Source organism: Pseudomonas sp. 18-147 (genome assembly GCF_051048045.1).
In the GTDB taxonomy this organism is placed as follows: Bacteria; Pseudomonadota; Gammaproteobacteria; order Pseudomonadales; family Pseudomonadaceae; genus Pseudomonas; species Pseudomonas aeruginosa.
In genome coordinates this window covers 1,790,475-1,814,900 of sequence record NZ_CP182296.1, presented here as the reverse complement: position 1 = coordinate 1,814,900, position 24,426 = coordinate 1,790,475, and the positions used below count along the sequence as shown (strand labels likewise).

Below are 24,426 nucleotides of genomic sequence, written 5' to 3'. Positions count from 1 at the left end.
GGGCGGCGGACCTCAGAAGTTCACCCCGAAGCTCACCGCGAGGAAGTCGCGGTCGTTGATCGGGTTGTAGTTGCCGCCGAAGAAGTCGGTGTAGCTGATGCTGGCGGTATAGGTGTTCTGGTAGTCGGCATCGAGGCCGACGCTGACGGCCTTGGCGCCCTCGCTGAAGTTCGGCCCGTAGCCCTCGACGTCGTGCGACCAGGCCAGGTTCGGCTTCAGGTTGACCCCGGCGAACACGTTGGGATATTCGAGGATCCCGCGCAGGCGATAGCCCCACGAGTTGCGGGTGTAGAAGCCGTGGCTGTTGCACTCCTGCGGGTTGGCCACGTTGAGCGCGCCGGTGCACAAGGCGTTGTTCGGCAGTTCGCCGATGCCATAGATGGCGTCGCGACCGTAGCGCAGGTCGTCGCCGTCGACCCCGCTGAGGTGGTTGTAGCCGACTTCGCCGACCACGGTCAGGCGGTCGGCCGCCAGTACCCGGTCGAAGAACTGGGTGACGGTCACCTGTGCCTGGGTCACCGGCTTGCGCACGTAGCCGTTGATCACCTCGCCGGCGCGCGGGGTGGCGAAGCCGCTGTCGTAGATCGGGTTGCCGAACAGGGTGGTCGGGTAGATCGCGGCGATCGACATGTCGGTGCTGTTGATTTGTAGCGGCATGTTCGGCCGGTAGCTCAGCTCGCCGGCCACCGAGGTGCTGCCGATGTTGGTCTGGAAGCTCAGGCCGTAGAGGCGGATGTCCTCGGGATAGTCGATGAAGTAATAGCCGGTGGAGCGCCCGGTGACCGGGTCGGAGGTGGCCAGGCCGTTGCCGGCGATCACGCTGTAGTACGGGTTGCGACTGTGGTAGTTCATCGCGTACAGGCCGAACTCGGTGTCGTTCAGCTCCGCCGCGTACCAGCGCAGGGCCAGGCCCCACTGGCCGCTGTCGCGGGCATCGCGATCGCCGGCGCGCGGCAGGTAGCGGTAGCCGTTGGCCGGGTTCGGGTCGAAGTCGCTGCCGGCGTAGACCATCCGCTCGCAGCCATCGGCGACCACGTCGGTGGTAGAGAAGAAGGTGCCGCAGTTGTCGATCACCGTCTGGTCCCACTCCAACTGGTAGAAGCCTTCGACGGTCAGCGCGTCGCTGATGCCCTGGGACAGGTAGAGCATGTTCACCGGGATCAGGCCTTCCTTGATCTCCGCGCCGGGCCGGCGGAACGCGGCGACGTCCATCGGGTTGATGCTGTTGATCGAGTTCTGGATGAACGTGCTCTCGCCCCAGCTCACCACCTGCTTGCCGACCCGCACGCTGCCGGGCAGGTCGCCGATGCTGTAGTTGTGGTAGAGGAAGGCATCGAGCAGCTGCGCCCCGGAGGACTTGGCGCCCTCCTTGCGATTGTGGTCGTCGATGTCGTAGAGCAGGCGGTGTTCGTCCTTCAGCTCGAAGTCGTACCAGTACTTGCCACGGAAGAACGCGCCGGTGTCGCCGTACTTGAGTTCGAGATCGTGGATGCCCTTGAAAATCTTCGAGAAGGTTTCGCCCTTCTTGAAGTTCAGCCGGCCGTCGTCGGAGGTCTGCGACGAGGCGTGGCCGCCGTTGCGGGTGCCGATGTAGTCCTTGTCGGCGGAACGCATGGACCAGCTGGCCCCCACCGACAGCGACGAGTCGAATTGCCCTTCGATCTCCCCGATGTTGAATGACACGGCCGAGGCCTGGGTGGCGCAACCCAGGGCTGTGGCCGCAGCGAGTGCGTGCAGAGGGAAGATTCCGCGCCTTTTTGTTGTTGTCATGCGGCTCTCCTGACAGGGTCGAGGTGGCTACACCCTACCCAGCGGCCCGAACGGCGGTAAGCGCACCAAGGAGGTATTCCGGCTGTCGCCCGAAAGAGTGAACAGGGGCCCTGGAAAGCGCCTCGGCGAACGCCATATGCAGGATGGATACGCCGTCATCCAGTGCATGGATGACGGCGCGGCACTGTTCCGCCGGCGGCGGCGATGGCATCCTTCGCTGCATGCAGCCCGAACAGTCCATTCCCGCCGACCGCGACCTCGCCGACGCCACCCGCGAGACGGTCATGCGCTACCACCTCAGCTGGAAGCACCGCGACATCGACGCGGTGATGGCGCTCTATCATCCCGAGGTCGAATACAACGACTTCTTCCAGAACCGCCGGATGCGCCTGGCCGATCTCCGCGAGTACGTCGAGGCGACCATGCCCAAGGGCCCCGACGAGTCGCTGGAGCACACCGACCGTATCCGCTTCGACGGCGATACCGCCTTCATCCAGTACCGCCTGCGGGTGACCCTCAGCGGCCGCCTGGCTTCGTTCCGCGCCAGCGAGGCGATCACCGTGCGCGACGGCCTGATCTGGCGCATCAACGAATACGCCTCGCTGGTCCACGAAAGCGGCGGCGGAGCCCAGGCCGGCGGCGACGGCCGGCCGCCGGCCAGCCGCCTGGGGCTTTCGGCCAAGCAGCTGAGCCTGCTGGCGCGCGACCTGGAGCACTACTTCCAACAGGCCCAGCCCTATCTCGATCCGGACCTGGACCTGACCCAGGTGGCCAATGCCACCGGCTATACGCGCAACCAGATTTCCTACCTGCTCAACCAGGTGCTCGGCCTGAGCTTCTACCAGTACGTCAACCAGACCCGCCTGCAACACCTGCTCGGCCAGCTTTCCGGCGAGCTGCCCGGACGGGTCGACGAACTGGCCTTCGCCGCCGGCTTCAATTCGCTGTCGGCCTTCTACCGCTGCTTCCGCCAGCACACCGGCCAGTCTCCGCGCGAATACCTGAAGCGCCTGTCGTCGCGCCGCTGAGATTTCCCAGCGGACCCGCGCGCACGACAGGCGCACAGCATCTTCCTACTCTCGCCGCATTCCCCCTTCCCTCTCGCTATGGAGCCCTCTATGTCGGCCTGGCGCCACCTCAGCCTGTGGATGAATCAACTGGACGATCCGCTCGAAGCGCGCCCGTCCCTGGAAGAATCCCTCGAGGTCGACGTGGCCATCGTCGGCGCCGGCTACACCGGCCTCTGGACCGCCTATTACCTGAAGCGCCGGGCGCCGCAGTTGCGCGTCGCCATCGTCGAGGCAGAAACCGCCGGCTTCGGCGCCTCGGGGCGCAACGGCGGCTGGCTGATGGGCAACCTGCTCGGCGAGGACGGCCTGCTCGCCGGCTTGCCGCCGGAGCGGCGCCGGGCCGGCTACGACCTGCTGCACGGGATTCCCGACGAAGTCGCGCGGGTGCTGCAAGAGGAAGGCATCGACTGCGACTACCGCAAGGGCGGCGTGCTCTACTGCGCGGCGCGCTACCCGGAACAGGAACGCCGCCTGCGCGCCTATCTGCATGATCTCTATGCCGAAGGCCTGGACGAAAGCGACTACCGCTGGCTGACGCCGCAGGAACTCGACCAGCAGTTGCGCATCCCCGGCAGCTACGGGGCGATCCATTCGCCGCACTGCGCCACCATCCAGCCGGCCAGGCTCGCGCGCGGCCTGGCCCGCGCGGTGGAGCGCCTGGGCGTGCGGCTGTTCGAGAAGAGCCGGGTGCTGCACTGGCAACGCGGCCTGCTGCGCACCGAGCGCGGCGAACTACGCGCCGAATGGATCGTGCCGGCGGTGGAAGGCTATGCCGCCAGCCTGCCGCCACTGGGCCACTACCAGTTGCCGGTGCAGAGTCTGCTGGTGGCCACCGAGCCGCTGCCGTCGTCGGTCTGGGCGGAGATCGGCCTGGAGCGCGGCCAGGCCTTCAGCGAATTCAGCCGCCAGGTCACCTACGGCCAGCGCACCGCCGACGACCGCCTGGCCTTCGGCGCGCGGGGCGGCTACCGCTTCGGCGGCAAGCTGCGCAGCGACTTCAGCCTCGACGACGAGGAAGTCGGCCTGCGTCGCTACCTGTTCGGCGAACTCTTCCCGCTGCTCAAGGACGCCAGGATCAGCCACACCTGGGGCGGCAACCTCGGCATGGCCCGGCGCTTCCGCCCGCACATGTTGCTCGACCGCGCCAGTGGCATCGCCCTCTCCGGCGGCTACGGCGGCGAAGGGGTCGGCGCCAGCAACCTCGGCGGCCGCACCCTGGCCGCGCTGATCCTCGGTGAGGACAGCGAGCTGCTGCGGCAGCCCTGGGTGCTGGGCGAGCGTCCGCTGGACAGCCTGGCCCGCTGGGAACCGGAACCCTGCCGCTGGCTCGGCTACAACGCGATCATCCGCAGTTTCGTCCATGAGGACCGGGTCCTTGCCGACCCGCACAGCGCGCCCTGGCGCCGCAGCCTGGCGCAAACCCTCGCGGCCGGCATGGAAAGCCTGATGCGCTGAAAATCCCCTCCACCTCCCACAGAGGAAAAACCGCATGGCCCTGACCCTTCTGAAAAATACCGCCGGCGCCGATCTTGGCGCCGCCAGCCCGGTCGCGGTGCCCCTTGGCGAGCCGGTCGCGCAGACCCGCGCCTACGCCGTGGAGCGCACCGACCAGGTGGAAACCGGCATCTGGGAATGCACCCCCGGACGCTGGCGGCGGCAGATCGTCGAGCAGGAGTTCTGTCACTTCCTGCAAGGCCGCTGCACCTTCACCCCGGACGGCGGCGAGACCATCCGCATCGAGGCCGGCGATGCCCTGCTGCTGCCGGAGAACAGTCTTGGCGTGTGGGATGTGCAGGAAACCGTGCGCAAGAGCTACGTGATCATCCACCGCTAGCCCGGGCGGCGCGACGGCGTCACTCGAAGCGCCCGTGGCGCCCCTCGCCGTCCTTGAAGCGCTGCGCGCCCTCCAGGGTCTCGCCGCTCTCGATCACCGCCAGCCCGCCCTGGAATTCGTTGGCCAGGGCCACGTCGAAGGACAGTTCCCACTGCGCGTATACGCTGGCGCGATCGGCGAGCATGCAGGTCTGCGGGAAGGCGGCGAGTTCCGCCGCCAGCTCCTCGGCCTCGGCTCGCGCCGAACCGCTCGGCACCACCCGGTTGGCCAGGCCGATCTGCAACGCTTCGTCGGCCTTCACCGGACGCCCGGTGAGGATCAGGTCGAGCGCCCGGCCCTGCCCGACGATCCGTGGCAGGCGCACGCTGCCGCCATCGATCAGCGGCACCCCGAAACGCCGGCAGAACACTCCGCAGATGGCGTCCTCGGCCATCACCCGCAGGTCGGCGAGCAGCGCCAGCTCCAGCCCGCCGGCCACCGCATAACCTTCGATGGCGGCGATCAGCGGCTTGCCGAGCTGCATGCGGCTCGGCCCCATCGGTCCGTCGCCCTCCGCCTCCAGGCGATTGCGCCGCTCGCCATCCTCGGCCACCGCCGCCAGGTCGGCGCCGGCGCAGAAATTGCCGCCGCTGCCGGTGAGTACCGCGACCCGCGCCGTATCGTCCGCTTCGAACTCGCGCAGGGCGTCGGCCAGGGCCTGGGCGGTCGGCCGGTCCACCGCATTGCGCCGCTCCGGGCGAGCGATGACCAGGGTGGTGACCGGGCCGTTGCGTTCGACGATGACACTCATGACAGACTCCCTGCGGAAAAAGCGAAAAAAGACACCGGCCGGATGGCAGAAGACCGGCGTCAGCCGGTCTTCACCTTAGTCCTTTTCCCGCGGCCGCGCCGCATCCGCCGGGCGTCTCAGTGCGCGTGCTTCTGCAGGTTGGCCATCATTTCACGGAGCGCCTCGACGTTGTCCGCCGGGTGCGCGGCGTTCTCGAAGTCGCAGATCTGCTGCCAGTGCGCGGCCACGTCCTCGGCATCGAAGCCGGCCTTCGGATCGAAGCCGAAGCCCAGGCTGCGCTCCCAGCGCACCTTGCCGATCCAGCCACCGCCGACCTCATAGAGCCCCGAGGTATCCTCGCAGGCCGAGCTGCCGAGGTAGACCACCAGCGGGCTGACCAGCTCCGGCTTGAGCTGCTCGAAGACCTGCGGCGGGATCAGCCCCTCGGTCATCCGCGTACCGCCGGTGGGGGCGATGGCGTTGACCAGGATATTGTTCTTGCGCCCTTCCAGGGCCAGGGTGCGGGTCAGGCCGTAGAGGCCGAGCTTGGCCATGCCGTAGTTGCTCTGGCCGAAGTTGCCGTAGATGCCCGAGGTCGAGGAGGTGAACACCACCCGCCCGTAGGCCTGCTCGCGCAAGTGCGGCCAGGCGGCGCGAGTGACCTTGTAGGCGCCTTCGACATGCACCTGGTAGACCAGGTCCCAGTCGGCGTCCTCCATCTTGTGGAAGGTCTTGTCACGCAGGATGCCGGCATTGTTGACCACCACGTCGACGCGACCGAAGGCGTCCAGCGCGTTCTCCACGATCCTGCCGCCGTCCGTGACCGAGTCGTGGTTGGCCACCGCGGTGCCGCCGGCGGCACGGATCTCCGCCACCACCTTGTCCGCCGCCGAGGCACTGGCGCCTTCGCCATGGGTGCTGCCGCCGAGGTCGTTGACCACCACCCTGGCGCCATGCTTCGCGAACAGCAGGGCGTGGGCGCGGCCAAGGCCGCCGCCGGCTCCGGTGACGATCACGACTTGGTCGTCGAAACGCAGGGCATCGCTCATGTTCGGGACTCCAGGGCAGTAGGAAGGATTGCCCGAGTGTCGGCCAGCCCGCCGGCGGGGACAAGGCTTCGCGCCGCCATGAATGGCGCCCGATAAGGCAGCGGGATGTTCCGCTTCAGTCGAACGGAATGTACAGCCGGCCACGCGGGCCGAGCTTGAACAGCCACCAGTCGTAGTTGTGCCGGACCACCACCAGCAGCAGGCTGCCGAGCAACGCGAGGCCGGCGCCGACGGCGTACCAGCGACTGCCTTCCTGCCAGCACAGGTAGCCGAGCCCGAGCGCCAGCAGCAGGCCGAGTTCGGCGAGGACCATCCCGGACTGGCGGATGAACGGTTGCGCCTGCACCATCTGGCGGAACAACCAGGAGCCCTCGTCGAACACGCGCAAGGGAGAAACGGGATCGTGCATGGAGACCTCCATGGGTGACGAAACGCCTCGTCCAGCGAGGCGCCAGCACCCTAGCCCCGATCCTTGCGCGATGGCACTTGCTGCAATCTCAAACTCGCTTAAGAAAACTCTGAATCATCCAGTCGGGCGCGAAACGCCAGGTAATGTTCGAGCACCGCCGCCGGCGCTTCGATCTGCGGATAATGGCCGATGCCATCGAGCAGCACGCAGTCGGCATCGGCGACCAGTTGCCGGTAGCGCTCGACCATGTGCGCCCCGGAGATCGGGTCGACGGCGCCGTCGATCACCCGCAACGGCACCCCGCCGTGCTGCAACGCCGCCACCCAGCGCTCACGCTGCTCGCGGCGGTCGACGATGTAGCGGATCAGGCGATGCATCACCCGCTGCCCCTGGTTGCTTTCGATCAGGCTCCAGAAGGCATCCAGCTCGGTCTCGCCGGGCTGGCTGCGCGGGCCGAAGACCTTGGCGAAGTTGCGCGCCAGGGCGCGGCGGTCGAACAGCCGGCCGAACAGCCCGCCCAACGGGCTCAGCAACAGCTTCTGGCTGAGCACCGGGCGGTGCGTTTCCGGGAACAGCCCACCATTGAGGAACACGCAGGAGGCGAGCCGCAGCCGGCCTTCGTGATGGCGGGCGAGCAGTTCCTGGGCGACGCTGTCGCCGTAGTCGTGGGCCAGCACGTGCAGCGGCTCGTCGATTCCCAGGCGGCCGAGCAGCGCCTGTTGCAGGTCGGCCTGCTCCAGCAGGCTGTAGCGATGGGCGCGCGGCTTGGCCGAATCGCCGAAGCCGAGCAGGTCGCAGACCAGCACGCGGTAGCGCTGCGCCAGCGGCTCCCAGAGGTAGTGCCAGTCCCAGGCGGCGCTGGGAAAACCGTGGATCAGCAGCAACGGCCGACCCTGCCCGGCTTCCCAGTAGCGGATCGGGAAGCCCTTGAAATCCAGGGTGCGGCCCCGCCTCCGCCAGGCCTCCAGTGGAATGCCGGGCAGCGCCGCGGTCACTGGCGGTAGCCCGGGTTCTGCTGGTCGAGCTTGCGCAGCAGCGCCGGCCAGGCGAGCTGGCCGCCCATGCCGGTCTTGCTGCGCATCACCCCGGCGATCATGTCGCGCGCGCCGGCGAGGATCTGCCCCGGGATGTGGATCAGCTCGGCGCCGCCGCTCTGCGCCATCACCTGTACCTCGCAGGCGCGTTGCAGGGTGAACATCATGAGGAAGGTATCGGCGATGGAACCGCCGCAGGTGAGCAGGCCGTGGTTGGGCAGGATCAGGAAGTTGCTGGTCCCCAGGTCGGCCTGCAGGCGGGCCTTTTCCTCATGGTTCAGGGCGACGCCCTCGTAGGCGTGGTAGGACAGGCTGGAGAGCACGAACAACGATTGCTGCGACAGCGGCAACAGGCCCTGCTTCTGGCAGGACACCGCGATCCCCGCGGCGGTATGGGTGTGCAGCACGCACTCGACGTCGTGGCGGACCTCGTGCACCGCGCTATGGATGGTGTAGCCGGCCGGGTTGATCTCGTAGGGGCTGTCCATCAGCTTCTTGCCGCTGGCATCCACCTTCACCAGGCTGGAGGCGGTGATCTCGTGGAACATCAGGCCGAACGGGTTGATCAGGAAGTCCTCGGTGCCCGGCACCTTGGCCGAGATGTGGGTGAAGATCAGGTCGTCCCAACCGTGCAGGGCGACCAGCCGGTAGCAGGCAGCGAGATCGACACGGGTCTGCCATTCGGCGGCGGAGACCTGGGCTTGCACATCGGCGGGCAGGGAGTGAACGGCGGTCACGGCGGCATCCTCTTTTGTCGTTATCGGATGCCCGCAGTCTAGCCCCGCCCTCCTCCGGCGACTGTCGCCGGGCTTACACTCGCGCGCCGGCTGAATGGCGGAGGATTCAGCCGGCCTATGCGCGCAGGCTACAGGCAGTGGGCGACCAGGGGTGCGACCAGCAGGTTGAACAGCCCGGTGAGAACCATCAGCAGACCGGCCGCCGAACCTTCCTCGCCGCCGAACTCGTAGGCCCGACTGGTGCCGGCGCCGTGCGCGCCGACGCCGAACAGCGCGCCGCGGGCCAGCGGCGTGCGCAAGCGCAGGACGCGCAGCAGGGTGCCGCCGATCACCGCGCCGAACACCCCGGTGATCATCACGAAGGCGGCGGTCAGTTCCGGCACGCCACCCAGGTCGTGGGACATCTCCATGGCGAACGGCGTGGTGATCGAGCGCGGCAGCAACGACAGCGTGACCTGGCCGTCCAGCGCCAGGGCCTGGGCCAGCGCCCAGGAGCTGCCGATGGCCACCGCGGTGCCGGCGAACATCCCGGCCAGCAGCGCCGGCCAGTGGCGCATCAGCAGCTCGCGCTGCTGCCAGATCGGGATGGCGAAGGCCACCGTCGCCGGACCGAGCAGCGCCACCAGCCAATTGGTGTCGCGGGCGTAGTCGGCGTAGCGGGTATGGGTGGGAATCGCCAGGGCGTAGAGCAGCACCGGGACGAACACGATGGGCGACAGCCAGTACCACTTCACCCGGCGGTACAGCTGGCGGCTCAGCAGGTAGCCGCCGACGGTCGCCGCCAACCAGAACAGGGCTTGCTTATCGAGACTCATGGCGCGCCCTCCAGCGGCACATCCACTCCACCGACACCGCGGTGACCAGCATCACCAGCAGGGTGCTGAGCATGATCACCAGGAGGATGCGCCAGCCCTCGCTGCGTAGCAGCGCGCCGTAGTCGAGCAGGCTCATCAGCGCCGGGATGAAGAACAGCAACATCTCCGCCAGCAACAGGCCGGCGCCGGCCTGCAGCCAGGCCGGACGCAGCAGGCCGCTGGCGAACAGCAGCAACAGCGCCGCCAGGCCGACCACCCCGCCCGGCAGCGGCAGGCCGATGGCCTTCGCCAGCCAGCCGCCAGCCCACCAGAAGGCGATGAGTACCGCCAGTTCGGCGGCAAGGCGGGACAGACGGCGGACGAGCGGGGGCAACATGGGAAAGGCCTTGGCTGGGAAATCGGGGATGGAGAAAGGATAAGGCCCGGCCTATCATCCCCAAAGCGAATTGTCCGCATGAGAGCCATTCCAGAATGGAATTCCGTCAACTCCGCAGCTTCGTCGAAGTGGTCCGCCAGGGCAGCTTCACCCAGGCGGCGCAGGTCCGCCACGCCAGCCAGTCGACCATCAGCAAGCAGGTCGCCCAACTGGAGCAGAGCCTTGGCGTGCAGGTATTGGAACGCAACGGGCCGCACGTGCGCCTGACCGACGCCGGCGCCGTGGTGTTTCGCCGCGCCGAGGAGATGCTGCGGCTGCGCCGCGACCTGCTCAGCGAACTGGACGACCTCAGCCAGCTCAACCGCGGCGAACTGCGCCTGGGCCTGCCGCTGCTCGGCGCCGACGCGCTGTTCGCCCAACGCTTCGCCGAATACCGGCGGCGCTATCCGAACATCGCCGTGCACCTGGTGGAAGGCGGCAGCAAGACCATGGAGCAGGCGGTGCTGGCCGGCGAGCTGGAACTGGCCGGCAGCCTCACCCCGGCGGACGACGGCTTCGACTACCAGCCGTTCTGCAACGAACCGCTGGACGTGCTGCTGCCGGCCGGGCATCCCAAGGCCGCTGCCGCCAGCGTCGCCCTCGGCGAACTGGCGGACAGCCCGTTCCTGCTCTACCAGCAGAGCTTCACCCTCAACGACCGCCTGCTGCGCGCCTGCCTGGAGGCCGGCTTCAGCCCGCGCGAAGGCGGCCGCAGCGGCCAGGCCGACTTCCTCGGCGCGCTGGTGGCGGCCAACCAGGGAGTGGTGCTGCTACCACGGGTGATCGCTCGCGAGATCGAACGCCCGGGAGTGGTGCGGGTCCTGCTCAAGGAGCCGGACCTGCGCTGGGACATCGCCTTCATCTGGCGCCGGGGCGGCTACCTGTCGCGGGCGGCGCAGGCCTGGCTGGAGCTGCTGCGCGAGCAGCCGCTGGAGGAAAGCCCGGCGTAGGACCAATAACCGCCAGCTCGGCAGAGGCTACGGCGGATAACGCCTGGGGGCGTTATTCGCCCTACCGCTTGCTCCCTCCCCGTGTAGGGCGAATAACCGCCTCGCGGTTATCCGCCGCCTGGGCAGGCGTTTCGGCGGATAACGCCTGGGGCGTTATTCGCCCTACCGCTTGCTCCCTCCCCGTGTAGAGCGAATAACCGCTACGCGGTTATCCGCCACCTCGGCAGGCGTTTCGGCGGATAACGCCTGGGGCGTTATTCGCCCTACCGCTTGTCCCCTCCCCGTGCAGGGCGAATAACCGCCACGCGGTTATCCGCCGCCTCGGCAGGCGTTTCGGCGGATAACGCCTGGGGCGTTATTCGCCCTACCGCTTGCTCCCTCCCCGTGTAGGGCGAATAACCGCTACGCGGTTATCCGCCACCTCGGCAGGCGTTTCGGCGGATAACGCCTGGGGCGTTATTCGCCCTACCGCTTGTCCCCTCCCCGTGTAGGGCGAATAACCGCCACGCGGTTATCCGCCGCCTCGGCGGGGTACGCCCGGGATCAGCCCTTGAGGGCGGCGGCGAACTCGGCCAGCCAAGGCTCGGCGTCGGTCTCGGGGGTAACGGTTTCGCTGGCATCCAGGCGCAGCATCGGCAGCACTTCGCGCACGCCCAGTTCGCCGAACAGTTCGCGAACCTGCTCGCCGCCACCGCAGAACGTGTCGCCGTAGCTCGAATCGCCCAGGCCGATGACCCCGCCCGGCAGGCCGTGCCAGGCCGGCAGTTGGTCGCGGATCGCGTAGTACAGCGGTTGCAGGTTGTCCGGCAGTTCGCCCATGCCGGTGGTCGAGGTCACCACCAGGAATGCCTCGGGGGCGAAGGCCTTGAGTTCGTCGAGGCTGGCGCGGGGCAGATGGGAGGCCTCGAGGCCGGCCGCGGACAGCAATTTCTGGGCGTGCCGGGCGACTTCTTCGGCGGTGCCGTAGACCGAGCCGGAGAGAATGGCGACTTTCATGAACACTCCGTAAGCCAACAGGGGTAAGCCGGGCATTATGCCGCATGCGTTCGCCGAGCGGGACGCACCGAATCAATGCAGACAGGCCGCAAAAGCACCATTTCGGTGCGCGCCCTGTCATCGGGATGTCATCGCGCTGCCGTAGACACGGCAGCGAACCTTCGCCACCACGCCGGGAACGATCCTTGCCTGTCCTCCGACGCAGCCCACCACCCCCGGCGCTGCGCCGTTGTCCGAGGGCGCCCACGAAGCGCGCTCAACCGTTCCAGGAGATACACGATGTCTACCGCTCCCGTTACCCTGCTGGTGGCCCGCCGCGTCGCCGCCGGCCGTTACCGCGACTTCCTCGCCTGGCAGCGCGAAGGCGAAGCCCTCGCCGCCGACTTCCCCGGCTACCTCGGCTCCGGGGCGCTGGCGCCGCCCGCCGGCGGAGACGAATTCCAGATGATCTTTCGCTTCGCCGACGACGCCACCCTCGCCGCCTGGGTCCACTCCGCCTCGCGCCAGGCCTGGCTCGAACGCGGCCAGGGACTCTTCGACGAACCGCGCGAGCGCCGCGCCCACGGACTCGCCGCCTGGTTCGACGACAACCGCAAACCGCCGCGCTGGAAGCAGAGCGTGGCGATCTGGCTCGCGTTCTTCCCGGTCTCGCTGGCCTTCAACCTCGGCGCCGGCCCCTACCTCGGCGAGCTGTCGCTGGCCGCGCGGGTGCTGCTCAGCACCCTGGTCCTCACCCCGTTGATGACCTACTGGTTCATCCCTCTCTCCAGCCGCCTGCTCGCCCCCTGGCTGCACCGCCGCCCGCAGCGCGCCGCCAGCCTGCCGGAAGCGCACTGACGGCTTGCCGCCCACCCCGGCGGGGTGGGCCGTAGCGCAAGGCTTTGCCCGACTGGCTCAGTCGGGTACCCTGCATCCATCCGATTCCCTTCGCCTGCTGTGAGAGTCCCATGGCGACAGCCCCGATCCTGATCACCGGCGCCAGCCAGCGTGTCGGCCTGCATTGCGCCCGCCGCCTGCTGGCCGACGGCGAGTCGGTGATCGTCAGCTACCGCAGCGAACGCCCGGCGCTGGACGAACTGCGCCAGGCCGGCGCGCTGACCCTGCACGCCGACTTCGCCAGCGAGGCCGGCATCTTCGCCTTCATCGGGGCCCTCCGACAGCATACCGACAGCCTGCGAGCGATCGTCCACAACGCCTCGGACTGGGTCGCCGAGACGCCCGGCCACGAAGCCGAGGCGTTCCAGCAACTGTTCAGCGTGCACATGCTCGCGCCCTACCTGATCAACCTGCACTGCGCCGAGCTGCTGGAACGCTCGCAGCCTGCCGACATCGTCCACCTCACCGACGACGTGGCGCGCAAGGGCAGCGCCCGGCGTATCGCCTACTGCGCGAGCAAGGCCGGGCTGGACAACCTGACCCTGTCGTTCGCCGCGCGCTTCGCGCCGAGGATCAAGGTCAACGCCATTTCACCGGCGCTGGTGATGTTCAACGACGGGGACGACGCCGAATACCGCGCCCGCACCCTGGCGAAATCCGCCCTCGGCATCGAACCGGGGCCGGAAGTCATCTACCAGAGCCTTCGCTACCTGTTGGACAACCCCTACGTCACCGGGACCACCCTGACCGTGAACGGCGGCCGCCACGTCAAGTGAGGCGCCAAGGACCCCTTATGAACCCAGCACTTTCCCAGCATTACCGGGAGATCCTCGTCGGTCTCGGCGAAGACCCGCAGCGCGAAGGCCTGCTCGACACCCCGAAGCGCGCGGCCAAGGCCATGCAGTACCTCTGCCACGGCTATGGCCAGACCCTGGAGGAAATCGTCAACGGCGCGCTGTTCGCCTCGGACAACGATGAAATGGTCATCGTCCGCGACATCGAGCTGTACTCCCTGTGCGAACACCACCTCCTGCCCTTCATCGGCAAGGCTCATGTGGCGTACATTCCCACCGGCAAGGTGCTCGGCCTGTCGAAGGTGGCGCGGATCGTCGACATGTTCGCCCGCCGCCTGCAGATCCAGGAGAACCTCACCCGGCAGATCGCCGAGGCGGTCCGCCAGGTGACCAGCGCCGCCGGCGTGGCGGTAGTGATCGAGGCCCAGCACATGTGCATGATGATGCGCGGGGTGGAGAAGCAGAACTCGCAGATGTTCACCTCGGTGATGCTCGGCGCGTTCCGCGACTCGAACACCACCCGCCAGGAATTTCTGCAATTGATCGGAAGGAGCAAGTGACATGCCGCGACTGGAACCGGGAATGGCGCGAATCCGCGTCAAGGACCTGCGCCTGCGCACCTTCATCGGGATCAAGGAGGAGGAAATCCTCAACAAGCAGGACGTGCTGATCAACCTGACCATCCTCTACCCGGCCGCGGACGCCGTGGAGGTCAACGACATCGAGCACGCGCTGAACTACCGCACCATCACCAAGGCGATCATCCGCCACGTCGAGGAGAACCGCTTCGCCCTGCTCGAACGGATGACCCAGGAAATCCTCGACCTGGTGATGGAGAACCCGGCGGTGCGCTACGCCGAGGTGGAAGTGGACAAGCCGCACGCGCTGCGCTTCGCCGAGTCGGTCTCGATCACCCTCGCCGGCCACCGCTGAGGCGGCCGACGAGCGAACCGCGCGAAGACGCGCACAAGCGTTGCCCGCCGGCCGCGCCAACTCTTATCATCGCCGGACCTGGCCCTGTGCCTTCACCCTGCCCCGAGCCATCGTCGAGAAACACCGCCATGACCGCAGCCAACCTCACCGAACAGCAACGCCTGGAACTCGAAGCCGCCGCCTTCCGCACCCTGGTCCATCATTTGCAGACCCGCAAGGACGTGCAGAACATCGACCTGATGAACCTCGCCGGTTTCTGCCGCAACTGCCTGTCCAAGTGGTACAAGGCCGCCGCCGACGACCTCGGGGTGGAAGTCAGCAATGACCAGGCCCGCGAAGAGATCTACGGCATGCCCTATGCCGAGTGGAAAGCCAAGTACCAGAAAGAAGCGAGCCCGGAACAACAGGCCGCCTTCGCCAAGAGCCAGGGCAACGCCTGAGGCCACCGGGCCCCTTGCCAACCCTGCCCCAGACACCATGAGCCTGTTTCGATGACCCTGACCGACTTCCGCGCGCGTCTGCGCAGCGAACACCACCTGTTCACCGACACCCTGGCATTCATCGCCGAGCACTACAGCTACACGCCGAGCGCCTTCGACAACGGCAGCGTGAGCAACCCGGCCGGGCAGAACGAAGGTTCCTGCAAGACCCTGGGCTTCGCCATCCTCGAGGGCCTCAGCCTCGAGGAAACCCTGCTGGCCTTCGGCGAGCACTACCGTGCGGTGCGCGACAACCCGGAAGGCGACGACCACGCCAACATCCGCGCCCTGCAACAGACCGGCCTGGCCGGCGTGCATTTCGAGCGCCAGCCCCTGTCGCGCCGGGGCTGAGAAGTCCCGGTCGCCCCCACGGCGGATAACCGCGAGCGGTTATTCGCCCTACCGACCGCTCCATAGCGACCCACGCCAGCCGTCGCCACCGGCCGGCCTTGCCGATACGCGACGAAAAAAGGCGGGGCCCCATCGGGGTCCCCGCCCTTCTCGCCGCCGCAAGCGCGGCGCAGCCAGCGTCACAGCTTGGCGATGGATACCTCGGTGGACTTGACGAAGGCGATCACTTCGCTACCGATGGCCAGCTCCAGTTCCTTCACCGAACGCGTGGTGATCACCGAAGTGACGATCCCGGCGGCGGTCTGCACGTCGATCTCGGAGAGCACCGGCCCTTCGATGATTTCCTTCACGGTGCCCTTGAACTGGTTACGAACGTTGATGGCTTTGATGGTCATGGCGTTTCTCCTGGGGGGATTCGGAACGAGGCATGGTTGCTTAGAGCGCCCAGCGCAGTTGCGTGGGCAGGGGTGAAACGGGTTCGGGTTGCGGCGGCAGCTCCGGCTGCGCCAGCACCCGGTTGAGCACTTCGGCTTCCAGCGCGGCCAGTCGCGCCGAGCCACGCGAGCGCGGCCGGGGCAGTTCCACCGGCAGGTCGAGGCCGATCTCGCCGTCCTCGATGAGGATCACCCGGTCGGCCACCGCCACCGCCTCGCTGACGTCGTGGGTGACCAGCAGGACGGTGAAACCGTGTTCGCGCCAGAGTCCTTCGATCAGTTGCTGCATCTCGATCCGGGTCAGCGCATCGAGCGCGCCGAGCGGCTCGTCGAGCAACAGCAGGCGCGGCTCGTGGATCAGCGCGCGAGCCAGCGCGACGCGTTGCTTCTGCCCGCCGGACAGAGCCGCCGGCCACTCGTTGGCACGCTCGGCCAGGCCGACCGCCCGCAGCGCCTGCCGGGCCTTCGCCCGCCAGTCGCCGCGCAGGCCGAGGCCGACGTTGTCGATCACCCGCTTCCACGGCAGCAGGCGCGAGTCCTGGAACATCAGCCGGGTGTCCTCGCGGGCCTCGGCCAGCGCCGCCGAGCCGGCCAGCAACTCGCCGCGGCTGGGCTGGTCGAGGCCGGCCAGCAGGCGCAGCAAGGTGCTCTTGCCGCAGCCGCTGCGGCCAACGATAGCGACGAACTGCCCTGCCGGAACCAGCAGGTCGATGTCCTTGAGCACCTCGCGCTCGCCGAAGCGCCGCGCCACTCCGCGCAGGGCCAGCGGGATACCGCGCTTGAGGCGCTGCGGAGTGCCGCCAAGGGCGGCGTTGTGGGCATTCATGCGCCACCTCCCTTGACCTGGTAGGCCGGGTGCCAGCGTAGCCAGACGCGTTCCAGACCGCGGGCGGCGAGGTCGGCGAGCTTGCCGAGGACGGCATAGAGCAGGATCGCCAGGACCACCACGTCGGTCTGCAGGAACTCGCGGGCGTTCATCGCCAGGTAACCGATGCCGGAGCTGGCGGAAATGGTCTCGGCGACGATCAGGGTCAACCACATGAAGCCGAGGGCGAAGCGCACCCCGACCAGGATCGACGGCAGCGCGCCGGGCAGGATCACCTGGCGGAACAGGGCGAAGCCGGACAACCCGTAGCTGCGCGCCATCTCCAGCAGGCCGGGGTCGATGCCGCGGATGCCGTGGTAGGTGTTCAGGTAGATCGGGAACAGCGTGCCGAGGGCGACCAGGAAGATCTTCGCCGACTCGTCGATGCCGAACCACAGGATCACCAGCGGGATCAGCGCCAGGTGCGGCACGTTGCGGATCATCTGCACCGAACTGTCGAGGAAGCGTTCGCCCCACTTCGACAGGCCGGTGACGAAGCCCAGCACCAGGCCGATGGCGCCGCCGATGAGAAAGCCGATCGCCGCGCGCCAGCCGCTGATCGCCAGGTGCTGCCAGATCTCGCCGCTGCGCAGCAGCGCCCAGCCGGCCTCGAGTACGGCGCTGGGCGCGGGGAGGATGCGGCTGGACAGCCAGCCGAACTCAACCGCCGCCTGCCACACCGCCAGCAGGACCAGCGGCAGCGCCCAGGGCGCCAGGCGCTCGGCCAGTCGTTTGGAAATGCTCATGTCGTTCGCTCCGACCGCTCTCAACTCTGCGCGGCCTGCCGGGGCAGGATGTCGTTGGCCACCATCTCGCCGAACGGGCTGACATAGCCGCGTCCCTCGGGCTGCGCCGGGCGCTGCACGTCGAGGTGCGGGAACAGCAGTTCGGCGACCCGGTAGGACTCTTCCAGATGCGGGTAGCCGGAGAAGATGAAGGTATCGATGCCCAGCTCGGCGTACTCCCTGACCCGCGCCGCCACCGTCGGTCCGTCGCCGACCAGCGCGGTGCCGGCGCCGCCGCGTACCAGGCCGACGCCGGCCCAGAGATTGGGGCTGACTTCCAGGTTGTCGCGCGAACCGCCGTGCAGCGCGGCCATGCGTTGCTGGCCGACCGAGTCGAAGCGCGCCAGGGAGGCCTGGGCGCGGGCGATGGTGTCGTCGTCGAGGTGCGCGATCAGGCGATCGGCGGCCTGCCAGGCTTCCTCGCTGGTCTCGCGGACGATCACGTGCAGGCGGATCCCGAAGCGCACCTGGCGGCCCTGGCGGGCGGCCTTCTCGCGTACCTGGGCGATCTTCTCGGCAACCGCCGCCGGCGGCTCGCCCCAGGTCAGGTACAGCTCGACCTGCTCGGCGGCGAGGTCCTGGGCGGCCTCCGAGGAGCCGCCGAAGTACAGCGGCGGACGCGGCTGCTGCAACGGCGGATAGAGCAGTTTGGCGCCCTTCACCTGGATGTGCTTGCCGGCGTAGTCGACGGTCTCGCCCTCCAGCACGCGACGCCAGATGCGGGTGAATTCGACCGAGGCCTCGTAGCGTTCGGCGTGGCTCAGGTGCAGGCCGTCGCCAGCCAGTTCGTCGGGATCGCCGCCGGTGACCAGGTTGAACAGCGCGCGGCCGTTGGACAGCCGGTCCAGGGTCGCCGCCTGGCGCGCGGCGACGGTCGGCGAAATGATCCCGGGACGCAGCGCGACGAGGAACTTCAGGCGCTGGGTTACCGGGATCAGCGAGGCGGCGACCAGCCAGGAGTCCTCGCAGGAACGTCCGGTGGGGATCAGTACGCCGCCGAAGCCCAGGCGGTCGGCGGCCTGGGCGATCTGCTGCAGGTAGCCGTGGTCGACGGCACGGGCGCCCTGGGTGGTGCCCAGGTAGTGGCCGTCGCCGTGGGTGGGAAGGAACCAGAAAATCTCGAGGCTCATCGCAATTGACTCCAGAGTGAGCGCGCCGGCGTGGCGTAGCCGCGCGATGATCGTGTCGGCATGTGGGCGGTACGGGCTCAGGGTGCGCTGGCGACCTTGCCGGCCGGCGGCGTCCAGATCACGTCCTTGATGCTCAGCGGTTTGGGAATCAGCTTCAGCTGGGTAAAGGTGTCGGCGATCTTCTGCTGCGCCTCGACCACCGCCGGGGTGATCAACTGCGCGCCGTAGCCCTGGCGCTTCACCGCGGTAAGGGTGATGTCGGCGGGCAGCCCGAGCAGCGGCGCGACCTGCTCGGTCACCTGCTGCGGGTTGGCCCGCGACCAGTCACCGACCTCGCGGATCTCGTCCACTAGCTTGTCGAGCACCTGCGGATGCCGTTGCGCGTAAGTCCGGGTGGCGAGGTAGAACTGGTGGTTGTCGACCAGCTCGCGACCATCCACCAGGACCCGCGCGGACAACTGCTTCTCGGCGGCGGCCTGGTAGGGGTCCCAGATCACCCAGGCGTCGACGCTGTGACGCTCGAAGGCGGCGCGGGCGTCGGCCGGCGGCAGGTAGACGGGTTGGATGTCGCTGTACTTCAGGCCGGCCTGCTCGAGGGCGCGGACCAACAGGTAATGCACGTTGGAGCCCTTGTTCAGGGCGACTTTCCTGCCCTTCAGCTCGGCCACCGACCGAATCGGCGAGTCCTTCGGCAGGAGGATCGCCTCGCTGGTCGGCGCCGGCGGTTCGTAGGCCACGTAGAGCAGGTCGGCGCCGGCGGCCTGGGCGAAGACCGGCGGGGTTTCGCCGGTCACGCCGAAGTCGATGCTGCCGACATTGAGTCCCTCGAGCAGTTGCGGGCCGCCGGGAAACTCGGTCCATTGCACCTTCACGCCGTCTTCGGCGAGACGTTTCTCCAGGGTGCCGCGGGCCTTGAGCAGGACCAGGGTGCCGTATTTCTGGTAGCCGATCCGCAGGGTGTTGGCCGACTTCTCGTCGGCCTGAACGCCGTAGGACAGGGCCGCCACCAGCAGGGCCGCCAGTCCACGACGCAAAGCGATGGTGCGCATGGCGCTCTCCTTTGTCGTTGTGGGTGCCGAACCTGCCGCGCCGTTGACGGAACAGTGAGGTCGTCGTGTGTGCGTTGTGCAATCGGGCCGCGGCGCGCGTGCGCTGGCGGCGGACGGATCAGATGCTCCAGCGAGCGTTCACCAGGCGCTCGTTGAGCAACTGCGGGTCGATCGGCTGCGGCCGTCGCGAGAGGGCCAGGTGGAAGGTTTCCAGGGCGTTTTCCAGGCGCTGCTCGAGGACCGGTTCCAGGCGCGCCGGGTCGCTCTCGGTGGCGTAGGCGATCTGCTTGTCCACGGCGAATACGCCATGCAGTACCTCCTGGGCCTTGAGCGCGGCCAGGACCGGCTTCAATGCATAGTCCACGGCCAGCATGTGCGCGCTGCTGCCACCGGTGGCGAACGGCAGCACCACCTTGTGCTCCAGGGCGCGCTCGGGCAACAGGTCGAGCAGGACCTTCAGCGCGCCGGAAAACGAGGCCTTGTACACCGGGGTGGCGACCAGCAGGCCGTCGGCGCGGCCGATCTGCTCGGCCAGCGCCAGTACCGGCGGACTGTCGAGGCGGGCACGCAGCAGGTCCTCGGCGGGAAAATCCAGCACCTGGTGGCTGGCCACCTCGACGCCGCGACGGCTCAGCCAGTCCCTGGCACGCTCCAGCAACACCCCGGAGCGGGAGCGTACGCTGGGACTTCCGGCGATGGAAACGACGAGCATGGGGGATTCCTTATAACCGGAAAACAGAATATTCGTTTGGCTTGCTAACCAAGTTGCATAGACCTTAACAGGCGGCCTCATATTCCAATAAATGTTTTTTATTCATTTATTTATTCCATAAAGCATATAAGAACCCGGTTCGGGGTCTTGCCTCAGAGCACGTGCGCCCGCTGCATTTCGGTCAGGGCCTCGCCGCGCAAGTAGGCCAGCTCCACCGCCCGGCGATCGCGGGGACGCGCCAGCGGTACGTGGAACTCGCGGCGGATGTGTCCGGGACGGCCGCCCATCAGCAGCACGCGGTCGGCGAGATAGAACGCCTCGTCGAGATCGTGGGTGACCAGCAGGACGCTGATCTCGTAGTTCTGCACCACGTCCTGCAGCAGGTCCTGGAGGCGCATGCGGGTGAAGGCGTCGACCGCGCTGAACGGCTCGTCGAGCAACAGCACCTGCGGCCGTCCGTAGAGACCGCGGGCGATCGCCGCGCGCTGCGCCATGCCGCCGGACAGTTGCTTGGGCAGCAATCCTCCGCAGCCGGCCAGTCCGACATCGGCGAGCAGGCGCTCGACCCAGTGCTCGTCCTCCAGCCAGCCGTCGGCGAAACCGACGTTCTGCGCCACCGTCAGCCAGGGCAACAGGCGCGGCTCCTGGAACACCACGCCGATTCCGCCGCTGCGGCCGTTCTCGCCGTCCGGGCCGAAGCCGAGGATCGGGTTGCGTTCGACAGTGCCCTGGAAGTCATCGTCCAGTCCGGCGGCGATCCGCAGCAGGGTGCTCTTGCCGCAACCACTGGGGCCGAGCAGGCTGACCACCTCGCCGGGCGCCAGCGACAGCGCCACGCCCTCCAGCACCCGCGTATCGCCATAGGCCTTGCGAATCTCCAGCAGGTCGAGCAGGCCGCTCATGCGCCGCCCTCCCCGTCGAAGCTGTCGCGCCAGCGCAGGGCCCGGCGCTCCAGCGAGCGGAGCAGGCCATCGCTGAGCTTGCCGAGGGCCGCCAGGACCAGGATCGCGACGATCACCAGGTCCGGACGCGAGGTTTCCCGACCGTCACTGAGCAGGTAGCCGAGGCCCTGGGTGGCGGCGATCAGCTCCGCCGCGACGAGGAACATCCAGCTCAGGCTGAGCGCCCCGCGCAGGCCGGTGAACAGGTTCGGCAGCGCCGCCGGAAGGAGGATGCGGCGGACCAGGGCGAAGCGCGACAAACGGTAGAGCCGCCCCAGTTCCACCCACTTGCGATCGACCCCGCGTACCCCGGCGACCAGCGCGAGGTAGACCGGGAAGAAGGCGCCGAGGGCGATGAGGACGATCTTCGGCGTCTCGTCGATGCCGAACCAGAGCAGCAGCAGGGGCACCCAGGCCAGGCTGGGGATCGCCCGCAGGGCCTGGAAGCTCGGCTCCAGGTAGGCTTCGGCGCGACGACTGAGACCGACCCAGGTACCGACCACCAGGGCCAGGCCGCTGCCGATCGCGAAGCCGGCGGCGACCCGCGCCAGGCTCGCGCCGACATGCCCCCACAGCTCGCCGCGAGCCAGTTCCACCAGGGTCAGCAGGATGCCGCTCGGCGCCGGCATCTGGTAGGCCGGCAGCCAGCCCAGGCGCACCAGCGCCTCCCACGACGATAGTGCCAGCAGCGGCAAGGCCCAGGCCCGCCAGGCGCCCGGCACGCGCAGTCGCCACGCCCGGCGCGAGACTCGCCGGGCCAGTCGCAGGCTCTGGCTGACCATGGCTCAGGGCTCCGTGCGCGCCAACGGGACACCGCCGATGACCTCGGCGGCCCACTGCGGCGCGATCAGTTCGTCGACCACCTTCTGCACGTCCACGCCCGGCCGCACCAGGCGCTCGTCCGCCAGGATCGGCGCCGCGGCCTTGAGCGCGGCGACCTGTTCGGCGCCCGGCAGCGGCTGGCTGAAATCGGTGCGCGACAGTTGCAGGCGAGCCACTTCCAGCGGCAGGCCGGCTTCCTCGGCAAGCAGTTGCGCGGCCTCGTCGGGATGCCCGATCACCCAGTGGCGCGCCTGCTCGTAGGCCGCCAGCACCTGGCGGATCAGTTGCGGATGGCGTTCGGCGAAATCCTCGCGGACATTGAGCACGCCGTAGCTGTTGAAGCCGAGGTTGCGGTAGAGCAGCCGCGAGCCGGCCTGCAACTCGCTGGCCGCCATGTGCGGATCGAGTCCGGCCCAGGCGTCGACCTGGCCCTTCTCCAGGGCTACCCGGCCGTCGGGATGCTGCAGGTGGACGATACGCAGGTCGTTCTTGTCCAGGCCTACGCTGTGCAGGCTGCGGAGCAGGAACAGGTAGGGATCGGTGCCCTTGGTGGCAGCCACCTTGCGCCCCTTGAGCTCGGCGAGGCTGCGGATCGGCGAATCCTTGCGCACCAGCAGCGCGGTCCACTCCGGGCGGCTGGCGACGTATACGGTACGTACCGGGCTGCCGTTGGCCCGCGCGAGTACCGCGGCGAGGCCGGCGGTCGAGGCGAAATCGACGCTGCCGGCGTTGAGGTACTCCAGGGAACGGTTGCTGCCCTGGCTGAACACCCAGCGCACCCGGGTGCCGCTGCCGTCCAGGCTTTTCTCCAGCCAGCCGAACTTCCTGAGCGCCAGGCTGGTGGGGGCGTAGTAGGCATAGTCGAGACGGATTTCAGCGGGGGCGGCGGCCTCTGCCGCGGGAAACACGGCAAGAACGGCGAGCAGGGCCAGCCAGGCCCGGCAGCGACGGAGAGCGGCGATCATGCGTCTGCTCCTGGAAGGAGGTGGATGAGCGAGCCTTCTCCCCGTCTGGCGGGCAAGTCAGAGCCGGTTTCGGAAATGGATGGCGGATAAAAAGCGTCGCGGCGACGCGCTGGCGCACATAAAAAAGAGGGCCGGTCGAAACCGGCCAAAAACCCTGCTCGTGGCTAAACAGCGTTGCATGACGGCACGCACCGTCGAATAAAAGGTCCCGCCTGCCGTGCCTGCCCATGCAGGCGGGACGAATCCGGCCTCAGCGGTTGGGCTGGGGCGTCAGGCGCAGGTAGGGCTTCACCGCGCGGTAGCCTTTGGGGAAACGCCGCTTGATCTCTTCCTCGTCCTTCAGCGAAGGCACGATTACCACCTCGTCGCCGTCCTCCCAGTTGGCCGGCGTGGCGACCTTGTGCTCGTCGGTCAGTTGCAGCGAATCGATCACCCGGAGGATCTCGTTGAAATTGCGCCCGGTGCTCGCCGGGTAGGTGATGATCAGGCGCACCTTCTTGTTCGGGTCGATGATGAACAGCGAACGCACGGTCAGCGTGTCGTTGGCGTTCGGGTGGATCAGGTCGTAGAGTTCGGAAACCTTGCGGTCGGCGTCGGCGATGATCGGGAAATTGACCCGGGTGTCCTGGGTCTCGTTGATATCGTCGATCCACTTCAGGTGCGACTCCACCGGATCCACCGACAGCGCCAGGACCTTGACCCCGCGCTGGGCGAACTGGTCCTTGAGCTTGGCGGTGAAACCCAGCTCGGTGGTGCACACCGGGGTGAAGTCGGCGGGGTGGGAGAACAGCACGCCCCAGCTGTCGCCCAGCCACTCGTGGAGGCGGATGCGCCCTTCGCTGGAGTCCTGTTCGAAATCGGGGGCGATGTCGCCGAGTCTGAGGCTCATGGGGTCACTCCTTGTTCGTGTTGGAGCCCACTATGCCCAAGGCCGGCTGACGTTAAAAAGAATAAATTCAGATTTTCTTATAACCAAAAATAGAATACCCAACCCTTCGCCTGGAAATCCGTCTCCTTTCGTCCGCCGGCCTGCCGCCCGGCCAACCCCCGCCTACACTGAAAACACCTTGGCCCGCTATCCAGGAGTCGCCGTCATGTTGGGGAAACGTTCCACCGATCCCACCCCGGCCACCCGCTTTCGCAGCGATCGCATAAGTTCGGTGAATGGGCAGTACTTCTTCTCCACCCGCGAAGGGACCCTGGAAGGTCCCTATTTCACCCGTTTCGACGCGGAGCGGGAAATCGACGCGTATATCCGCAGGATGCGCCAATCGGCGGAAATCCACGCGCCGGGTTCCCGCTGAAACGATACAGGCGCTGAATTTATTTCCCGGCGGCTGAAACGTTCAAGAAAGGGAAGGCAGGTATTCTCGGCGGAACGCCGAGGCAAATGTCACCGCATGTGAACGCACTCACATCGGGGGTGAGTTCCAGTATCATTC

General features: G+C 67.8%; 30 protein-coding genes. 11 read left to right on the top strand and 19 right to left on the bottom strand.

Features of this window, described 5'->3' with window-relative positions; translation table 11 throughout:
- Positions 1–12: 12 nt before the first annotated feature.
- A complete protein-coding gene (locus ACM0M4_RS08765; protein ID WP_003102337.1) occupies positions 13–1,770 on the bottom strand; it encodes a DUF1302 domain-containing protein in 1,758 nt (585 codons plus the stop codon).
- Positions 1,771–2,054: 284 nt separating this feature from the next.
- Between ACM0M4_RS08765 and ACM0M4_RS08760 the strand changes: the two genes are divergently transcribed.
- The 3 genes from ACM0M4_RS08760 (at position 2,055) to ACM0M4_RS08750 (ending at position 4,674) form a co-directional block, all read left to right on the top strand.
- Positions 2,055–2,798: an AraC family transcriptional regulator gene (locus ACM0M4_RS08760; protein ID WP_003119583.1), complete on the top strand. Its 744-nt coding sequence runs from the start codon at positions 2,055–2,057 to the stop codon at positions 2,796–2,798.
- Positions 2,799–2,888: 90 nt separating this feature from the next.
- Positions 2,889–4,295 (top strand): NAD(P)/FAD-dependent oxidoreductase, encoded by a 1,407-nt coding sequence (locus tag ACM0M4_RS08755; RefSeq protein ID WP_003102335.1) that lies wholly within the window; start codon positions 2,889–2,891, stop codon positions 4,293–4,295.
- Between the two features lie 34 nt (positions 4,296–4,329).
- The gene (locus ACM0M4_RS08750) at positions 4,330–4,674 is read left to right on the top strand and encodes a cupin domain-containing protein (protein ID WP_003091873.1); all 345 of its coding nucleotides are present in this window, start codon (positions 4,330–4,332) and stop codon (positions 4,672–4,674) included.
- A gap of 19 nt (positions 4,675–4,693) precedes the next feature.
- Here the strand turns inward: ACM0M4_RS08750 and ACM0M4_RS08745 are convergent, their stop codons facing one another.
- The 7 genes from ACM0M4_RS08745 to ACM0M4_RS08715 form a co-directional block, all read right to left on the bottom strand.
- A complete protein-coding gene (locus ACM0M4_RS08745; RefSeq protein ID WP_003091874.1) occupies positions 4,694–5,464 on the bottom strand; it encodes a crotonase/enoyl-CoA hydratase family protein in 771 nt (256 codons plus the stop codon).
- Positions 5,465–5,580: 116 nt separating this feature from the next.
- Complete coding sequence (locus tag ACM0M4_RS08740) at positions 5,581–6,492, bottom strand: SDR family oxidoreductase (protein WP_054376108.1); 912 nt, start codon at positions 6,490–6,492, stop codon at positions 5,581–5,583.
- A 115-nt stretch (positions 6,493–6,607) separates the two neighbouring features.
- Positions 6,608–6,901 carry a hypothetical protein gene (locus tag ACM0M4_RS08735; RefSeq protein ID WP_003111018.1) on the bottom strand — a complete coding sequence of 98 codons (294 nt, stop codon included), beginning with the start codon at positions 6,899–6,901 and terminating at the stop codon, positions 6,608–6,610.
- A 98-nt stretch (positions 6,902–6,999) separates the two neighbouring features.
- Complete coding sequence (locus ACM0M4_RS08730) at positions 7,000–7,896, bottom strand: alpha/beta fold hydrolase (protein ID WP_003102328.1); 897 nt, start codon at positions 7,894–7,896, stop codon at positions 7,000–7,002.
- The gene (locus ACM0M4_RS08725; protein WP_003091880.1) at positions 7,893–8,672 is read right to left on the bottom strand and encodes a class II aldolase/adducin family protein; all 780 of its coding nucleotides are present in this window, start codon (positions 8,670–8,672) and stop codon (positions 7,893–7,895) included. Before ACM0M4_RS08725 ends, ACM0M4_RS08730 begins: the two co-directional genes overlap by 4 nt.
- Positions 8,673–8,800: 128 nt before the next feature.
- Positions 8,801–9,487 carry an LrgB family protein gene (locus ACM0M4_RS08720; RefSeq protein ID WP_003102323.1) on the bottom strand — a complete coding sequence of 229 codons (687 nt, stop codon included), beginning with the start codon at positions 9,485–9,487 and terminating at the stop codon, positions 8,801–8,803.
- Positions 9,474–9,863, bottom strand: a complete 390-nt coding sequence (locus ACM0M4_RS08715) for a CidA/LrgA family protein (RefSeq protein ID WP_003091885.1) — start codon at positions 9,861–9,863, stop codon at positions 9,474–9,476. The genes ACM0M4_RS08720 and ACM0M4_RS08715 overlap by 14 nt, the downstream gene beginning before the upstream one ends.
- 95 nt (positions 9,864–9,958) lie before the next feature.
- Between ACM0M4_RS08715 and ACM0M4_RS08710 the strand changes: the two genes are divergently transcribed.
- Positions 9,959–10,852, top strand: a complete 894-nt coding sequence (locus ACM0M4_RS08710; protein WP_003102321.1) for a LysR family transcriptional regulator — start codon at positions 9,959–9,961, stop codon at positions 10,850–10,852.
- A gap of 543 nt (positions 10,853–11,395) precedes the next feature.
- On the opposite strand, the gene ACM0M4_RS08705 is transcribed toward ACM0M4_RS08710, so the two are convergent.
- On the bottom strand, positions 11,396–11,848 hold the full coding sequence (locus ACM0M4_RS08705; RefSeq protein WP_003102319.1) for a flavodoxin: 453 nt from the start codon (positions 11,846–11,848) through the stop codon (positions 11,396–11,398).
- 279 nt (positions 11,849–12,127) lie between these two features.
- Here ACM0M4_RS08705 and ACM0M4_RS08700 point away from each other — a divergent pair, with 279 nt between their 5' ends.
- The 6 genes from ACM0M4_RS08700 to ACM0M4_RS08675 all read left to right on the top strand — a co-directional run bounded on the left by ACM0M4_RS08700 (position 12,128) and on the right by ACM0M4_RS08675 (position 15,281).
- Positions 12,128–12,685 (top strand): antibiotic biosynthesis monooxygenase, encoded by a 558-nt coding sequence (locus tag ACM0M4_RS08700; RefSeq protein WP_221345529.1) that lies wholly within the window; start codon positions 12,128–12,130, stop codon positions 12,683–12,685.
- Positions 12,686–12,795: 110 nt separating this feature from the next.
- Positions 12,796–13,500 (top strand): dihydromonapterin reductase, encoded by a 705-nt coding sequence (gene folM, locus ACM0M4_RS08695; RefSeq protein WP_003091895.1) that lies wholly within the window; start codon positions 12,796–12,798, stop codon positions 13,498–13,500.
- Between the two features lie 17 nt (positions 13,501–13,517).
- Positions 13,518–14,078, top strand: coding sequence for a GTP cyclohydrolase I FolE (gene folE / locus ACM0M4_RS08690; protein ID WP_003091896.1), 561 nt, complete (start codon positions 13,518–13,520; stop codon positions 14,076–14,078).
- A 1-nt stretch (position 14,079) separates the two neighbouring features.
- On the top strand, positions 14,080–14,451 hold the full coding sequence (gene folX, locus ACM0M4_RS08685) for a dihydroneopterin triphosphate 2'-epimerase (protein WP_003091897.1): 372 nt from the start codon (positions 14,080–14,082) through the stop codon (positions 14,449–14,451).
- 128 nt (positions 14,452–14,579) lie between these two features.
- Positions 14,580–14,891: a DUF1244 domain-containing protein gene (locus ACM0M4_RS08680; protein ID WP_003091898.1), complete on the top strand. Its 312-nt coding sequence runs from the start codon at positions 14,580–14,582 to the stop codon at positions 14,889–14,891.
- 51 nt (positions 14,892–14,942) lie between these two features.
- Positions 14,943–15,281, top strand: a complete 339-nt coding sequence (locus ACM0M4_RS08675; RefSeq protein WP_003091899.1) for a HopJ type III effector protein — start codon at positions 14,943–14,945, stop codon at positions 15,279–15,281.
- A gap of 179 nt (positions 15,282–15,460) precedes the next feature.
- On the opposite strand, the gene ACM0M4_RS08670 is transcribed toward ACM0M4_RS08675, so the two are convergent.
- The 10 genes from ACM0M4_RS08670 to ACM0M4_RS08625 all read right to left on the bottom strand — a co-directional run bounded on the left by ACM0M4_RS08670 (position 15,461) and on the right by ACM0M4_RS08625 (position 23,873).
- A complete protein-coding gene (locus ACM0M4_RS08670; RefSeq protein ID WP_003091900.1) occupies positions 15,461–15,676 on the bottom strand; it encodes a TOBE domain-containing protein in 216 nt (71 codons plus the stop codon).
- A gap of 40 nt (positions 15,677–15,716) precedes the next feature.
- On the bottom strand, positions 15,717–16,541 hold the full coding sequence (gene ssuB, locus ACM0M4_RS08665) for an aliphatic sulfonates ABC transporter ATP-binding protein (protein ID WP_003117544.1): 825 nt from the start codon (positions 16,539–16,541) through the stop codon (positions 15,717–15,719).
- On the bottom strand, positions 16,538–17,326 hold the full coding sequence (gene ssuC / locus ACM0M4_RS08660; protein WP_003102309.1) for an aliphatic sulfonate ABC transporter permease SsuC: 789 nt from the start codon (positions 17,324–17,326) through the stop codon (positions 16,538–16,540). The genes ssuB and ssuC overlap by 4 nt, the downstream gene beginning before the upstream one ends.
- Before the next feature lie 20 nt (positions 17,327–17,346).
- The gene (gene ssuD, locus ACM0M4_RS08655) at positions 17,347–18,495 is read right to left on the bottom strand and encodes an FMNH2-dependent alkanesulfonate monooxygenase (RefSeq protein WP_003091910.1); all 1,149 of its coding nucleotides are present in this window, start codon (positions 18,493–18,495) and stop codon (positions 17,347–17,349) included.
- A 77-nt stretch (positions 18,496–18,572) separates the two neighbouring features.
- Positions 18,573–19,544 carry a sulfonate ABC transporter substrate-binding protein gene (locus ACM0M4_RS08650; RefSeq protein WP_003091913.1) on the bottom strand — a complete coding sequence of 324 codons (972 nt, stop codon included), beginning with the start codon at positions 19,542–19,544 and terminating at the stop codon, positions 18,573–18,575.
- A gap of 118 nt (positions 19,545–19,662) precedes the next feature.
- A complete protein-coding gene (ssuE, locus tag ACM0M4_RS08645) occupies positions 19,663–20,256 on the bottom strand; it encodes an NADPH-dependent FMN reductase (RefSeq protein WP_003091915.1) in 594 nt (197 codons plus the stop codon).
- A 152-nt stretch (positions 20,257–20,408) separates the two neighbouring features.
- Entirely contained in the window at positions 20,409–21,158 is a 750-nt protein-coding gene (locus tag ACM0M4_RS08640; protein ID WP_003091922.1) for an ABC transporter ATP-binding protein, read from the bottom strand.
- Complete coding sequence (locus tag ACM0M4_RS08635) at positions 21,155–21,979, bottom strand: ABC transporter permease (protein ID WP_023123559.1); 825 nt, start codon at positions 21,977–21,979, stop codon at positions 21,155–21,157. The genes ACM0M4_RS08640 and ACM0M4_RS08635 overlap by 4 nt, the downstream gene beginning before the upstream one ends.
- Before the next feature lie 3 nt (positions 21,980–21,982).
- On the bottom strand, positions 21,983–22,984 hold the full coding sequence (locus tag ACM0M4_RS08630; protein ID WP_003117540.1) for an aliphatic sulfonate ABC transporter substrate-binding protein: 1,002 nt from the start codon (positions 22,982–22,984) through the stop codon (positions 21,983–21,985).
- A gap of 250 nt (positions 22,985–23,234) precedes the next feature.
- Complete coding sequence (locus ACM0M4_RS08625) at positions 23,235–23,873, bottom strand: peroxiredoxin (RefSeq protein WP_003102302.1); 639 nt, start codon at positions 23,871–23,873, stop codon at positions 23,235–23,237.
- A gap of 205 nt (positions 23,874–24,078) precedes the next feature.
- Here ACM0M4_RS08625 and ACM0M4_RS08620 point away from each other — a divergent pair, with 205 nt between their 5' ends.
- Complete coding sequence (locus ACM0M4_RS08620) at positions 24,079–24,288, top strand: DUF6316 family protein (RefSeq protein ID WP_003102301.1); 210 nt, start codon at positions 24,079–24,081, stop codon at positions 24,286–24,288.
- The last annotated feature ends 138 nt before the right edge of the window (positions 24,289–24,426 follow it).